The sequence below is a fragment of the Streptomyces tailanensis genome, from assembly GCF_008386495.1.
GTDB lineage: Bacteria > Actinomycetota > Actinomycetes > Streptomycetales > Streptomycetaceae > Streptomyces > Streptomyces tailanensis.
In genome coordinates this window covers 24067-36579 of the sequence record NZ_VTHJ01000041.1, presented here as the reverse complement: position 1 = coordinate 36579, position 12513 = coordinate 24067, and the positions used below count along the sequence as shown (strand labels likewise).

Sequence of the window (12513 nt, the reverse complement as noted above, 5' to 3'; positions counted from 1 at the left end):
CTCCGCCATGGCGGAGGACGACGACCTTGGCGCTGTCGATCACCTATCCGGCCACCGGCTGGGTGTACGAGGAGTAGATGAGCACGGACCTGTGGCGGCTGGGCCGGTGGTGCGGAGCTGTGGCGGCCGCCCGCTGGGAGGCCACGGTCGCCGTCTCCCTCGCAGCAGTCAAGGCCGAAGCCGAGCGCCGCTTCGGCCGCCGGTGACCAAGTGGCGGGTTCGGTGAGCGCGCTTACAGTTCCCGGCCGCAGCACGGCCGTAGCGTCGTGGCCATGGTGTACGGCTCGTGCTGGGTGCGATCTGCACAGCGATGGGGATCGGGCAGCTCGCCTCCATGAGCGAGATGCCGGCCGTCCTCGGCGCGTACGGCCTGGTGCAGGGCGCCGCCGCGACCGTGCTGGCGGTGCTGCTGATCGTCGGCGAGCTGGTGTGCGTTCAACAAACCCGGCACCATCCCCCTCACCTTCCAGACCGAGGTGAAGGACGGCTGCCCGAGCGACTGCGGGCTGTGCCCGGAGCACAAGCAGCACGCCTGCCTCGGCATCATCGAGGTCAACGCCGGCTGCAACCTGGACTGCCCGATCTGCTTCGCCGACTCCGGCCACCAACCCGACGGCTACGCCATCACCCAGGAGCAGTGCGCGGCCATGCTCGACGCGTTCGTCGCAGGCGAGGGCGAGGCGGAGGTGGTGATGTTCTCCGGAGGAGAGCCCACCATCCACAAGCACATCCTCGACTTCATCGACCTCGCCCAGGCCCGCCCGATCAAGAACGTCACCCTCAACACCAACGGCATCCGCCTGGCCACCGACCAGCGCTTCGTCACCGAACTCGGTAAGCGCAACCAGACGCCCGGCCGCTCGCTGAACATCTATCGGCAGTTTGACGGCTTCGACGAGCGCACCCACCTGAAGATCCGCGGCCGGGACCTTCGCACGCTCAAGCAGAAGGCGCTGGACAATTGCGCCGCGGCCGGACTGACCGTCACCCTGGTCGCCGCCGTCGAACGAGGTCTCAACGAACACGAGTTGGGCGACATCATCGACGACGTCGACCCGTTCGCCACGGCCGAGTCCCAGCCCAGCGTGTCCTGCCGGCTCTACCGCCACGCGGATGGCACTACCGCAGTCGACCTTCGCCGAGCACTCGCCGCCGCCGGACTCTCCGGACCGACCGCCGATTGAGGAACTGCGCCTGCCGCCCGAGCAGTTGTCTGCCGGATGTATCTGTAGGAGGGCGCGCCGATGAGCTTCACCCGGACCTCCGTTCCCGCACCTTCGCAGTCGCCTGCGCCGGCCGGAGCGGGCGGAGGTTTGCTGCCGGCGTGGGATCTCGCGGCTGCCTGGTTCCTGGTCGTCCTGATTGCGGTGCCCGCGTGGGCGCTGACGGCCGCGCCTGCGCGACCAGAGGGTCGGGCACCTCCGGGAACGCCGCCGACAGCCCATGCCGGGGGTGCCTTGCCTTCGAGGTTCACCAGAGCGGCACGCCATACCCGCACACCTCAGGATGCGCATCCACCGTCATCGCCTACAGTCAACTATGTGACAGTAAGTGATGGAATGTATGGCTTCGGGTCGCCTTCCGGCCGTCTGCTGATCAAGACCAGCCGTGCCGGGCTCGGCCGGAAGGCGGGGCACGACCTCACGATCGAGGCAACCCGGTGGGCGGGGAAAGCGGTGGTTGTCACGAAAGACCCGGGGGAGTCGTCGGTGACCGTGACGGTCGAGACGGGGTCACTCAGCGTCCGGGAGGGCGCAGGAGGGCTCAAACCCCTCAGCGACGCCGACAAAGCGGAGATCAAACGGACGTTGGAGAGTGAGGCACTGCTGCACACCGCGGCGCACCCCACCATCACCTTCCGCTCCACAGGCATCACCGGAACACCCGAGGACTTCGAGATCACCGGGGACCTCACCATCAAGGGCCGGACCCAACCGGTCACCGTGCACGGCGGCAGCGACGGCGACGGCATGGTGTGCGGCTGGGCCGGCGTCACTCAGTCCGCCTTCGGGATCAAGCCGTACACCGCGTTCCTGGGCGCCCTGAAACTGGCCGACGACGTTCGGATCGAATACGCCGTGACCAAGCTCGAGCCGCTGCCTGGCCCTGCGCGCGGGTAGCCGCGCGCAGGGGGAGCCATGAGGCAATGTAACTCGTCACATCAGGCCGCCCACTCGGCGAGCGCCTCCTCGGCTGTCTCCCGCCGTGACCGCGGCCGGTCGTTATGCAGCCATCCGGTCGTTATGCAGCCATACCGAATGCACTCGCCGCCGGCGGACGGCCATCGCGGGTGGCATCATCATCTGGCCTCGCCGGTGCTCACTCCTCGGAGGCGCCGTCGGCCACCCGATACGTCTTGGCCCAGGTGGCGCCGCAGCGGCAGCGGGAATGCTCGACCAGTGCCCCGTCGTCACTCACCCTCACGCCGTCCCCGAAGAGCACGTGAACATGCCGGGCGACCGCACGGTGAGACCGTCGCCTGCCCGGCGTCTTTGTGCCGCCTCCCCAGTCCGGAGCGAGGATGGAGGGGAGGGAGTGAACGTGGCTCGGATCCTCGTGAAGGACGACGACCTCGTGGTGCGCCTGTCGTGGCGGGAGACGGCTGCCGCGCACCGCGGAAGTGTGCGCGTGCCGCTGGCGGCGGTGTCCCGTGTGACGGTGGAACCCGACTGGTGGCGTGCCCTGCGCGGAGTTGCTCTGCACGGAGTCTGGATTCCCGGCGTGCTGTGCGCCGGCACGCGGGGACCCGGGCGGACAGGACTTCGTGGCGGTCCGGCCCGGCGAGCCCGTGATGTGCGTCGAACTGCGCCCACGGCTCCCTTCAGACTCCTGGCCGTCTCGGTGCGGGACGACGCGGAGGCCACGGCCGAACGGCTGCGGGGTTCCGTACCGGGCATCGAAGCATCCACCCCCTGGCGACAGCCCCTTCCCGTCGCCGAGGAGGCGGAGGCTTCCCGGAGAGAGTGGAGAAAGTCGGCCAAGAACGGGAAAGCACTGAGGTGAGCGGTCAGATGGCCGTGGCCGGCGAAGACGGCGCAGGGCAGTTCGCCGCTCGGACTCGGCGCCGGCCGCTCCGGGGCTCCGCACCGCAGGACATCGTCCGCCGTACCCGCCTCGACAAGGCAGCCCGGCAGTAGGCCGCGTGCACCGGAGAAAGGAGCGATCCCGATGAGGCTGCATTTCCTGGACACCCTGTACGCCATGCCGGGCCCGTACGCCTCCGTCTACGTGGACACCTCCCGGGACATCGACGACCCGGACAAGGCGATCGAACTGCACCGGCGCCACGCGCGCTCGGACCTCATCGAACTCGGCGCGGACCCGGCCACCGCCGAGGTCTCCGCCGCTGCCGTAGGGACCGACGCCCACCTGCCAGGCCGCCACGGCCAGGCCCTCTTCGCCACCCACGGCGAACTGGTCCTCACCGAGGAACTGCCGCAACCTCCCCCCGTGGACAGAGCCGGCTACGCCCTGCTCCCCGACGCCATGCCCCTGGCGCTGCAGCACGCCCCCGACATCCCCTACGCCGCCGCCGTCCTCACCCGCGTCAAACCCGCGAACAGCCACACCGCCTCCGAAGACCTGCATGTGGAACTGCAGACCGGACGCTGGCCCAGCAGCTCCGTCGCCCCCCGCGCCCTCACCCACCTGCACATACCGATCGACCAATGGCACCAGGAGGCCAGGCGGCTCGCCGAGGAGCTGGCCCACCTCGTCGACGTCGGCCACGCCGACACCCTCGTGCTCTGCGGGGACACCTGGGCCCGTGGCGTCCTGGTCAACCGCCTGCCTGCCCCGATACGCAACCGTGTGGCCACCGTCCCCGGCAACGGACAGGACATCGTGGAGACCGGTCGGGCCCTGCTCGAGCGGCAGCTCGCCGCGCTCTTCCGCGGCCGCCTCTCCGCCCACGACCGCGACCGGCTGGAGACCTTCGCCGCCCAGCGCGCCCGCGATCGCGCCGGCGAGGGTCTGTCCGCCGCCGTCGCTGCCCTGCAGCGTGGCCAGGCCGACGCCCTCGTGGTCAACCACCCGGTCGAGCAGTGGCCTCCGCTCTGGCTCGGCACCGACCCCGACCAGATCGCCCTGTCCGCCGACGACCTGCAAACCTTCGGCGCGATCGGCTACGAGCAACAGCCCGCGGACGCCGCCCTGCTGTACGCCGCCGTCACCACCGGTGCCGAACTGATCGTCGTCCCCCGACATCAGACGCCCCTGGAGGACGGGATCGGCGTACTCCTGCGCCATTGACCGCGGGCTGGTCGTGGCGACGGGGCCGCAGCTCCCGCCGACACGTCTGATACGTAACGTGCTTCCGCGGCCGAACAAGGAGCCGGCCCTGGCTGACTGAGCCTCCTAGGCCCTGTCGTTTGGGTCAGTCCGGCCGCGATCTCTCCGGCCCGGCAGCCTTCGCATGGTGCACCTCGCCTATTCACCCTCAGAACCTGCGCTTCGGGCCCGGTAGCACACTGGAGAGTAGGGGGTGAGGGTTATGTATGACCACACTCTGGCGGCGCAAAGTGCTGCGGTTGCGGTGGATGAGCGAGGAGTCGTAGCGGCGTGGAGCCGGGATGCCCGGCTGCTTCTCGGGTACGAGCCGGGCGAGGCGATCGGACGGCCGGCGACCGATCTTCTTGCCGCTCGCCTTCCCGACTCGGCGTGGCGGAGCCTGGCCCAGCAGGAGCCGTGGGCCGGGCGGGTCGCGCTGCGTGACCAGGACGGCCACACGATCGAGGCCGATGTGCGGGCCTACCCGCTGGTAGGGGCCGATGACCACGTCGTGTGGTTCATCCACGCCGCTCCAGAGGAGGCCGACAGCGCGGACTTGGCCCTGCAGCGCCGCCTGCTTCTGTATCACCGGCCCGCGCAGCCGGCGGTCGAGACGGCGATGCGTTACCGGCCCGCGGATCCGCAGGCCGGTGTGGGCGGCGACTGGTTCGACGTCATCCCCCTGTCCGGTGCCCGGGTGGCTCTCGTCGTCGGCGATGTCGTCGGCCACGGCATCCAGGCGGCCATCACCATGGGCCAGCTACGCAGCGAGATCCGCACCCTGGCGGATGTCGATCTCCCTCCCGATGAACTGCTGACCCACCTCGACGACCTCATCCTCGAAGAGATCGAAGAGGGCATCGAATCCGCCGGGGAGGTCGGCGCGACGTGCCTGTACGCGGTCTACGACCCGGTCTCCCGGCACTGCACCCTGGCCAGCGCCGGCCACCCCGCACCTGCAGTGGTTCTGCCGGACGGTTCCGTGGACTTCATCGCCCTGGCCCCCGGACCCCCTCTGGGGGTGGGCGGACTCCCCTTCGAGGCCGCCGACGTACGCCTGCCAGAGGGCAGCCTGCTCGTCCTGTACACGGACGGACTGGTCGAGGCCCACGACCGCGACATCGACAGCGGAATGCAGGAACTCGCGCACGTACTGGCCGGACCCACCCCTTCGCTGGAAGCCATCTGCGACAACCTCATCACGGCACTCCTGCCCGAGCACCCGGACGACGACGTCGCCCTGTTGGTGGCCCGCACCAACGCCCTGGACCCCGCGCACGTGGCCACCTGGGACCTGCCCGCAGTGCCCGTCATCGTCGCCGACGCGCGCCGACGGGCCGCCGACCAGCTCACGACCTGGGGCATGCAGGACGCCGTCCCGACCACTGAGCTGATCGTCAGCGAGCTGGTCACCAACGCCATCCGGCACGCCGAAGCCCCCATCCAGCTGCGGCTTATCCGCACGGAGTCGATGAGCGGCTTCGCCGCGGGCGCTCTGATCTGCGAGGTCTCCGACGCCAGCAATACCTCTCCCCACGCGCGCCGCGCCCGTGTCCTGGACGAGGGCGGCCGCGGCCTGTTCCTGGTCGGCCAGCTCGCCGAGCGCTGGGGCACCCGTCACACACCGACAGGAAAGACCATCTGGGCGGAGCAGCCTCGACCGATTCCTCGCCCCAGGGCCCGGCGCACCTGCTCGCAGGAAGACCACAGACAGCGGATCACGTGGTGGGATCACGGCAACCAGCGTGAGTACCTTGCGAGGACCCGGCAGGTGTGACTACACGGAGCCGCGGGCGCAGCTGCGGCGGGTACTCGGACGTACCGAGCCGGCGCTCACGGCCCGGCAGCCTGCTGGAGAGGTCGTTCCCCGGATTCGGTGGGGTGGTCCGGTCGCCGCGGAGCTCGACGAGTTGTTCGAGCGCATGAACCGGCTGCTGGAAGGCGCCGCCACCGCTCCCGCCGCATGGTCGCCCGCGGCCGACATGCGGGAGACCGACGACGCCTATCTGATCGAGGCGGAACCGCCCGGAATCAAGCGCGACGACATCGACATCGAGATGAGCGAGCGGGAAGTGCACATCACAGGGGACTGCAAGGAACGGGAGCGCGAGGGCGTCCTGCGCCGCAGCACCCGCCGCACCGGCCACCGGGCCGCTTCGAGTACCAGGCCCTTTTGCCCGCAGATGTCAGGTCGGACGAGGCCAGCGCGACCCTCCACGACGGCGTGCTGACCATCACCGTGCCCAAGGCACAGGCCACCAAGCCGCGGCACATCGAGATCGCCGAGTCCTGACAGGCCCAGTGCCGGGCCGAGAGACCGTCGCGCGACAGCCGCACTCCCGGGCGCGGTTTTCTCAGCCGCCCTGCGCCGGCCGATCGGCCGGCGCAGGGAGAAGGTGACACGGACCCCTGGGAGAGGACTGGCGGCTGGAAGACACGTTGACGGGCCACGTGTGGGGATCTCCTCGATGGGTACCCACCGAGGCACCTGCCTGGCCTGTCGGGGCCGTGGAGTCCGGGGCCGGAAGGCGACACGACGGCATTCGGAACGGTGAGACCGGTGGGTGAGACGTTTCGGCTCGGACACATCGCCGGCATCCGTGTCGGCGTCCACTGGAGCGTCCTGGTCATCTTCCTGATCATCGCGGTCGGCCTGTCGGAAGGCCGGCTGCCCGAGGCCCACCCAGGCCGGCCCGGCTGGCAGTACTGGCTGGTGGGCATCCTCACGGCCCTGGTGTTCTTCGGGTCGCTCCTGGCCCATGAGGTCGCCCACGCCGTCGTCGCCCGCCGCAACGGCATGGAGGCGGACAGCATCACGCTGTGGCTGCTCGGCGGCGCCGCCCGGCTCAAGGACGAGGCGCCCAGCCCAGGCGCTGAGCTACGGGTCGCGGGAGTGGGCCCGCTGGTCAGCCTGGTCCTGGGCATCGTGCTCGCGGCGCTGACGGCCGTGCTGGTGGCATTGGGCTTGTCCGGCCTCCTCGTCGAGGCGGTGGCGTGGCTGGCCGGGATCAATGTGCTGCTCGCCGTGTTCAACGCCCTGCCGGCCGCGCCGCTCGACGGCGGCCGGCTGCTGCGGGCGTTCGTGTGGTGGCGTACCGGAAACCGGCTGCGGGCCACGTCGGTCGCCACCACCGCCGGCCGCGTCCTGGGCTGGGCCCTCGTTCTGCTGGGCCTCTACGAGGTCCTCCAGGGCGGACTCGGCGGGCTCTGGCTGGTACTCATCGGCTGGTTCCTCATCGCCGCCGCGACGGTCGAAGGAGGCCAGGCACAGACGAAGGAAGCGCTGAACCGGGTCTCCGTACGCCAGGCCATGACACCCGATCCGGTGTTCGCCCACGCCGGGTTGACCCTCGCGGAACTGCTGCAAGGCCCCGCGTTCCGATACCGGCACTCCGCGTTCCCCGTGATGTCCGACGACGATGCTGCGCCAGTGGGACTGGTGACCGTCCACCGTGCCCAGGAGACAGCGGCACAGGACGGTGCGGATGCCAGCGTCGCGGACGCCATGTTCCCCATGGACGAGGTTGTCACCACCGGCCCCGACGAACCCCTGGGCGGTCTGCTGCTCAAACTGGAGTCCTCTCCCGCGCGCCGTGCACTGGTCATGGACGAGGGCCGGCTGGTCGGCATCGTGTCCTCGTCCGACATCAACCGAATGCTCACCTGGCTCACCTCGACGCCCTGGAACAGCGGCCTCCGCCAGAGGCGCGGGTACCCGACCTGACGACGGCGCGAGCAGCCCCTGTGCGGCACGAGGCATACCCGACCCTGGTCCGGCGGTGGGCCGGCCCTTGTCCCTCACTCCCCGGCTGTGATCTCGATGCGGCGGGGCTTGGCCGTTTCCGCCTTCGGAACCTTGATGGTCAGCACTCCCTCACGGAGCGTGGCATCAGTCCCTTCGGTGTTGACTTCACCAGGCAGCAGCGCCCGGTATTCGAAGCGCCCCGTACGCCTCATGGCCTGGCGCATGGTGCCAGTCCGTTCCCGTTCCCCGATCTCGCCGCTGATGATCAGCTCCCGGTCGCTCAGCTCGATGTCGATGTCCTCGCGTCTGACGCCGGGCAGGTCGACCTCGATCAGATAGGCGTCGTCGGTCTCGCAGAAGTCGGCCAGCGGTGCGAAGGCCACGCCCGTGGCCGCGGGTGACCAGGCCATACCCCTGGTCGCGGGCGCCGTGCCGAGTGTGGATTCCAACAGCGACCCCACGCGGCTGACCAGGTCGTCGAATTCGGCCATGGGATCCCTCATCCAGCCGGCGAACGGCCGCTCAGCCGGCCTGCCGGAGGTGCGTCGTGCAGGCAGAGTCATGACAGTCCGCCCCTCAGTGAGTGTCTTCCGACCGTCGACGCGCCGAGTGCCCGCTCGGAGGCTCCTCACGTTGTTCGAAGGTGGTGCGGCCAGTCAGCAGGGCACGCGTCGGCTTGCCGCCCGCGGGGCGAAGGACGCAGTCTGGAGGTTGTGACGCTTTCCCACGGCACGCTGGCACACCGGCTCATCGCCGATCATCTCGTCGACGGCGCGATGGAGCCGGGCCGGGAGATCGGGCTGCGGATCGACCAGACGCTCACCCAGGACGCCACCGGCACCCTGGTGATGCAGGAGCTGGAGGCCCTCGGCCTGGACCGGGTCCGTACCGAGGTCAGCGTCCAGTACGTCGACCACAACCTGCTCCAGGCGGACGAGCGCAACGCTGAGGACCACGCCTTCCTCCGCTCCGCCTGCCGCCGCTTCGGCATCTGGTACTCCAAGCCCGGCAACGGCGTCTCCCACCCCACCCACATGCAACGCTTCGGCATCCCCGGCAGGACGCTCGCCGGATCCGACTCGCACACCTGCGCCGCCGGGTCGCTCGGCATGCTCGCACTCGGCACCGGGGGCCTGGAAGTCGCGCTCGCCATGGCCGGACGGTCCCTGCACGTGACCATGCCGGAGATCTGGGGAATCCGCCTGACCGGCCGGCTGCCGGAGTGGGTGAGCGCCAAGGATGTGGTATTGGAACTGCTGCGGCGCCACGGCGTCAAAGGCGCGGTCAACCGAATCCTGGAGTACCACGGCCCGGGCCTGGCCGATCTGACCGCCATGGACCGGCACGTCATCGCCAACATGGGCGCCGAACTCGGCGCGACCACCTCCGTCTTCCCCGCCGATGCCGCGGTGCGCGAGTTCCTGCGCGGCGAGGACCGCGAGGCCGACTTCCGTGAGTTGGCCGCCGAGCCGGACGCCGTCCACGATCTGACCGACGAGATCGACCTCTCCACGCTCGAACCTCTCATCGCTCGTCCCACCTCGCCGGGCAACGTCGTGGCGGTGCGGGAGGTCGCGGGTGAGCCCATCGGGCAGGCCGTCATCGGCTCCTCCGCCAACCCGGGCCTGCGCGACTTCGCCATGGCCGCCGCCATCGTCGTCGGCCGCCAGACCCACCCCGCCGTCAGCTTCGACGTCAACCCCACCTCCCGTGAGATCCTCGCGGATCTCACGAAAGCGGGCTCCACCTTCGATCTGGTCGCCGCGGGAGCCCGTATCCACCAGGCCGGGTGCCTCGGCTGCATCGGCATGGGCCAGGCCCCCGCACCGGGACGCAACAGCCTGCGCACCTTCCCGCGCAACTTCCCCGGCCGCTCCGGCACCGAGGAGGACGCGGTGTGGCTGTGCTCCCCCGAGACGGCCGCGGTCTGCGCCCTCACCGGCGAGATCACCGACCCTCGCGCCTGGGCGGCCAGGGAGGGGGTGCCGTATCCGCGGCTACGCCTGCCCGAACACGCGTCGGTCAACCGCGCGATGCTCGAGCCCCCGCTGCCGCCCGAGAAGGCGGCCCAGGTCGAGCTGGAACGCGGCCCCAACATCTCCGGACTGCCCGACCTCGACCCGCTGCCCGACGAACTGACCGGCCCGGTCCTCCTCAAATGCGGCGACAACGTCTCCACCGACGAGATCTCCCCGGCCGGCGCGAAAGCACTGCCGTACCGTTCGAACATCCCGAGACTCGCCGAGTTCACCTTCACCCGGATCGACCCGGACTACCCCCGGCACGCCGCCGAGCTGGCCACCGACGGCAGGCCCGGCGGGCACTTCGTCGTCGGAGGGGAGAACTACGGCCAGGGCTCCTCCCGCGAGCACGCCGCGATCACCCCACGTCATCTGGGGCTGCGCGTGGTCGTCGCCAAGTCCTACGCCCGCATCCACTGGCAGAACCTGGCCAACTTCGGCGTCCTGCCACTGGAGTTCGACGACCCGGGCGACTACCACCGCATCGACACCGGTGACCGACTACGGCTGGAGAACCTCCGCACGGCGCTGGCATCCGGAGCCGAGCCCCTGCTGCGGCTGCACAACACCACCAAGGACGAGACCTACCAGGTCCGCCACCGCCTGTCCGACGGCCGCCGCCGCACCGTACTCGCCGGAGGCACCATCGCGGCCCTCGCCCGCGAGGAGCGACAGCACCCCGGAGGCGTGGCCTCCGAGACCCTGGCCACTCCGGCGGACCCGGGCGACCTCAGTCCCCACAGCGACTGACCCGGTCACCGCCCCGACTCGTTGCCCACGGGCTGACAGGTGGCCGCTTGCCGTAGTGCCCTGGATCTGCGGCTGTTGCTGTCCGTCCTGCTCACGCCGCTCTTCGTGGCCGCAGCGGGGCTACCGGTCGTGCGCATAGGGGACGGTGATGACCGGGCAGTGCGCGTGGTGCAGTACGCCCTGACTGACGGAGCCCAGCAGCATGCCGGCGAAGCCGCCGTGCCCACGTGTGCCGACGACCAGGCCGAAGGTGTCTTCGGACGCCTCGGTGAGGACCTGTACCGGGTGGCCTCTCACGACCTCGTGGTGCAGTTCCACCTCCGGATGGGCGTCGGCACACGCTGTAACCGTCTCCGACAGCAGCCTGCGGCATTCCCGGACGGCCGCGTCCTCGTCCAGGACTCCGAGCCGCGGAGGATGCCACACGTACAGAGCCCGCAGGGCCGCGCCGCGCAACGCGGCCTCCTCGAAGGCGAAGTCGACGGCGCCGGCGGACTGAGGGCTCCCGTCGACCCCCACCACGAAGTGTGGCTGCGGCTGCCCGCTGTGTTCCAGCTCCGGAACGACCACCACGGGGCAAGGTGCGTGGGTGATGAGCGGCAGGGCGACGGCGGCGGAGGTGAAGAGTTCCCGGACAGCACTCAGGTGCCAGGAACCGAGCACGACCTCCTTGGCGTTCTGTGCCTGCTCGCCCAGTACCCATGCTGGGTGCCCCTCTGCCAACAGCCCGGACACTGTCACCTGCGGATGCCGGGACTCGACGAAGGCGACTGCCTCCTTCAGCTCCCGATCCCCCTTCGCATGCAGCGCCTCGTTCCACTCCTCCCACGACGGCCGCCCGCCTGTGGGCCGGTACCCGGGGGTCGGCAGGTTCTGCGTGAGGACCAGCAGCAGGGGCCGACGTCGCCGGTGCGCCTCGTCGGCGGCCCAGGCGAGCGCCGTGCATCTCCCCGGATCGGGGTCGACGCCGACCACGATCGGTTTACGTTCCTCTGCACGCGCCATCCCCGACTCCATCTCCTCCGGCGCGACGCTGCGCCTACAGGCCCTGGGAGAGCAGGAGTTCGTGGGCGAGTCGCGCGCCGCGTTCCGCCTCCTGAGGCGGAACGTTTTCTGACGGAATGTTCTCCAGCCCACGGGCGAGTGCCCGAACTGCCTCGGCCAGGGTCGCGACCTGTGCTTCCAGTCGGCTCAGCCGGGCCTCCGGCCCGGTCGCTGCATCGGATTCAGGGGAACGGTTCTGCGACATGTCGTGCTCCCTTGCGAAATTGGGTGGCGGGCGCGTGCGCAGAACTCAGACAGCCGGCTGGAGCTGGAGCACGCGGATGTCGTGCGGCAGTTGCTCCAATGCCACCTCCAGTTGCCCGGGGGAGACGTGTTCGCGTACGACGGTGGTGACGGCGGGAACGATCCGGGGCACGTCTTCGGCCGCGACCTTCGGGTGGATGTGTGGTAGGCATCGGTCCTGCCCTTCCGGTCTTCCGCGGCGCCCATGCGCTGCCGGGATTGCCGCGCCTCCGGGCGGGCGGTGTTCGGCGCCGGGAACGGTCGGCTCAACTCAGAAGTGGCGCGGGCACCAGTGGTACCTGCCCGGCGGCGTACCACATGCGGAACACGAGGCTCATGCGCCGGCTTCTCTTTCCTGCCCTTGGTTTCCATGCTAGGGCGGACGGAACTGGTTGGCAGCCGCGCCACAGCACGGCATCGCGAGAACCACAGGCTGAGCCA

13 protein-coding genes and 3 pseudogenes are annotated in these 12513 nt (G+C 70.1%); 11 read left to right on the top strand and 5 right to left on the bottom strand.

What is annotated here, in order from left to right:
- Positions 1-77 precede the first annotated feature (77 nt).
- Positions 78-206, top strand: a complete 129-nt coding sequence (locus tag F3T56_RS49430) for a hypothetical protein (protein WP_281291917.1) — start codon at positions 78-80, stop codon at positions 204-206.
- Positions 207-232: 26 nt separating this feature from the next.
- Here F3T56_RS49430 and F3T56_RS28930 read toward each other — a convergent pair whose 3' ends face one another.
- On the bottom strand, positions 233-442 hold the full coding sequence (locus tag F3T56_RS28930) for a hypothetical protein (RefSeq protein WP_149828316.1): 210 nt from the start codon (positions 440-442) through the stop codon (positions 233-235).
- A gap of 34 nt (positions 443-476) precedes the next feature.
- Between F3T56_RS28930 and F3T56_RS28925 the strand changes: the two genes are divergently transcribed.
- The 9 genes and pseudogenes from F3T56_RS28925 (at position 477) to F3T56_RS28890 (ending at position 7993) form a co-directional block, all read left to right on the top strand.
- Positions 477-1184, top strand: coding sequence for a radical SAM protein (locus F3T56_RS28925; RefSeq protein ID WP_246203976.1), 708 nt, complete (start codon positions 477-479; stop codon positions 1182-1184).
- 357 nt (positions 1185-1541) lie between these two features.
- Positions 1542-2120, top strand: coding sequence for a YceI family protein (locus F3T56_RS28915; RefSeq protein WP_246203974.1), 579 nt, complete (start codon positions 1542-1544; stop codon positions 2118-2120).
- A gap of 421 nt (positions 2121-2541) precedes the next feature.
- Complete coding sequence (locus F3T56_RS28910) at positions 2542-3003, top strand: hypothetical protein (RefSeq protein ID WP_216373015.1); 462 nt, start codon at positions 2542-2544, stop codon at positions 3001-3003.
- A 165-nt stretch (positions 3004-3168) separates the two neighbouring features.
- Positions 3169-4251: a baeRF2 domain-containing protein gene (locus F3T56_RS28905; protein ID WP_149828315.1), complete on the top strand. Its 1083-nt coding sequence runs from the start codon at positions 3169-3171 to the stop codon at positions 4249-4251.
- A 241-nt stretch (positions 4252-4492) separates the two neighbouring features.
- Positions 4493-4783, top strand: a pseudogene (locus F3T56_RS50165) (PAS domain-containing protein); the annotation flags it as partial.
- A 42-nt stretch (positions 4784-4825) separates the two neighbouring features.
- Positions 4826-5932: pseudogene (locus F3T56_RS28900) on the top strand (SpoIIE family protein phosphatase); the annotation flags it as partial.
- A 259-nt stretch (positions 5933-6191) separates the two neighbouring features.
- A pseudogene (locus F3T56_RS49815) lies at positions 6192-6335 on the top strand (Hsp20/alpha crystallin family protein); the annotation flags it as partial.
- 107 nt (positions 6336-6442) lie between these two features.
- Positions 6443-6562 (top strand): Hsp20/alpha crystallin family protein, encoded by a 120-nt coding sequence (locus F3T56_RS49420; protein WP_281291916.1) that lies wholly within the window; start codon positions 6443-6445, stop codon positions 6560-6562.
- 267 nt (positions 6563-6829) lie between these two features.
- On the top strand, positions 6830-7993 hold the full coding sequence (locus tag F3T56_RS28890) for a site-2 protease family protein (protein ID WP_149828313.1): 1164 nt from the start codon (positions 6830-6832) through the stop codon (positions 7991-7993).
- A gap of 74 nt (positions 7994-8067) precedes the next feature.
- Here F3T56_RS28890 and F3T56_RS28885 read toward each other — a convergent pair whose 3' ends face one another.
- Complete coding sequence (locus F3T56_RS28885) at positions 8068-8505, bottom strand: Hsp20/alpha crystallin family protein (RefSeq protein WP_246203972.1); 438 nt, start codon at positions 8503-8505, stop codon at positions 8068-8070.
- Between the two features lie 222 nt (positions 8506-8727).
- Between F3T56_RS28885 and F3T56_RS28880 the strand changes: the two genes are divergently transcribed.
- Positions 8728-10785, top strand: a complete 2058-nt coding sequence (locus F3T56_RS28880) for an aconitate hydratase (RefSeq protein ID WP_246203970.1) — start codon at positions 8728-8730, stop codon at positions 10783-10785.
- Between the two features lie 120 nt (positions 10786-10905).
- Here the strand turns inward: F3T56_RS28880 and F3T56_RS28875 are convergent, their stop codons facing one another.
- The 3 genes from F3T56_RS28875 to F3T56_RS47100 are packed head-to-tail and all read right to left on the bottom strand — an operon-like array spanning position 10906 to position 12205.
- Complete coding sequence (locus tag F3T56_RS28875; protein ID WP_149828311.1) at positions 10906-11790, bottom strand: universal stress protein; 885 nt, start codon at positions 11788-11790, stop codon at positions 10906-10908.
- A gap of 34 nt (positions 11791-11824) precedes the next feature.
- Positions 11825-12034, bottom strand: coding sequence for a hypothetical protein (locus F3T56_RS28870; RefSeq protein WP_149828310.1), 210 nt, complete (start codon positions 12032-12034; stop codon positions 11825-11827).
- A 45-nt stretch (positions 12035-12079) separates the two neighbouring features.
- Positions 12080-12205, bottom strand: coding sequence for a DUF2267 domain-containing protein (locus tag F3T56_RS47100; RefSeq protein ID WP_149828309.1), 126 nt, complete (start codon positions 12203-12205; stop codon positions 12080-12082).
- Positions 12206-12513 lie beyond the last annotated feature (308 nt).

Excerpts from the sequence above, each read along its gene's own strand:
- F3T56_RS28870 (WP_149828310.1), bottom strand. The coding sequence starts at position 12,034 with ATGTCGCAGAACCGTTCCCCTGAATCCGATGCAGCGACCGGGCCGGAG.
- F3T56_RS28875 (WP_149828311.1), bottom strand. The coding sequence starts at position 11,790 with ATGGCGCGTGCAGAGGAACGTAAACCGATCGTGGTCGGCGTCGACCCC.
- F3T56_RS49430 (WP_281291917.1), top strand. The coding sequence starts at position 78 with ATGAGCACGGACCTGTGGCGGCTGGGCCGGTGGTGCGGAGCTGTGGCG.
- F3T56_RS28905 (WP_149828315.1), top strand. The coding sequence starts at position 3,169 with ATGAGGCTGCATTTCCTGGACACCCTGTACGCCATGCCGGGCCCGTAC.
- F3T56_RS28885 (WP_246203972.1), bottom strand. The coding sequence starts at position 8,505 with ATGGCCGAATTCGACGACCTGGTCAGCCGCGTGGGGTCGCTGTTGGAA.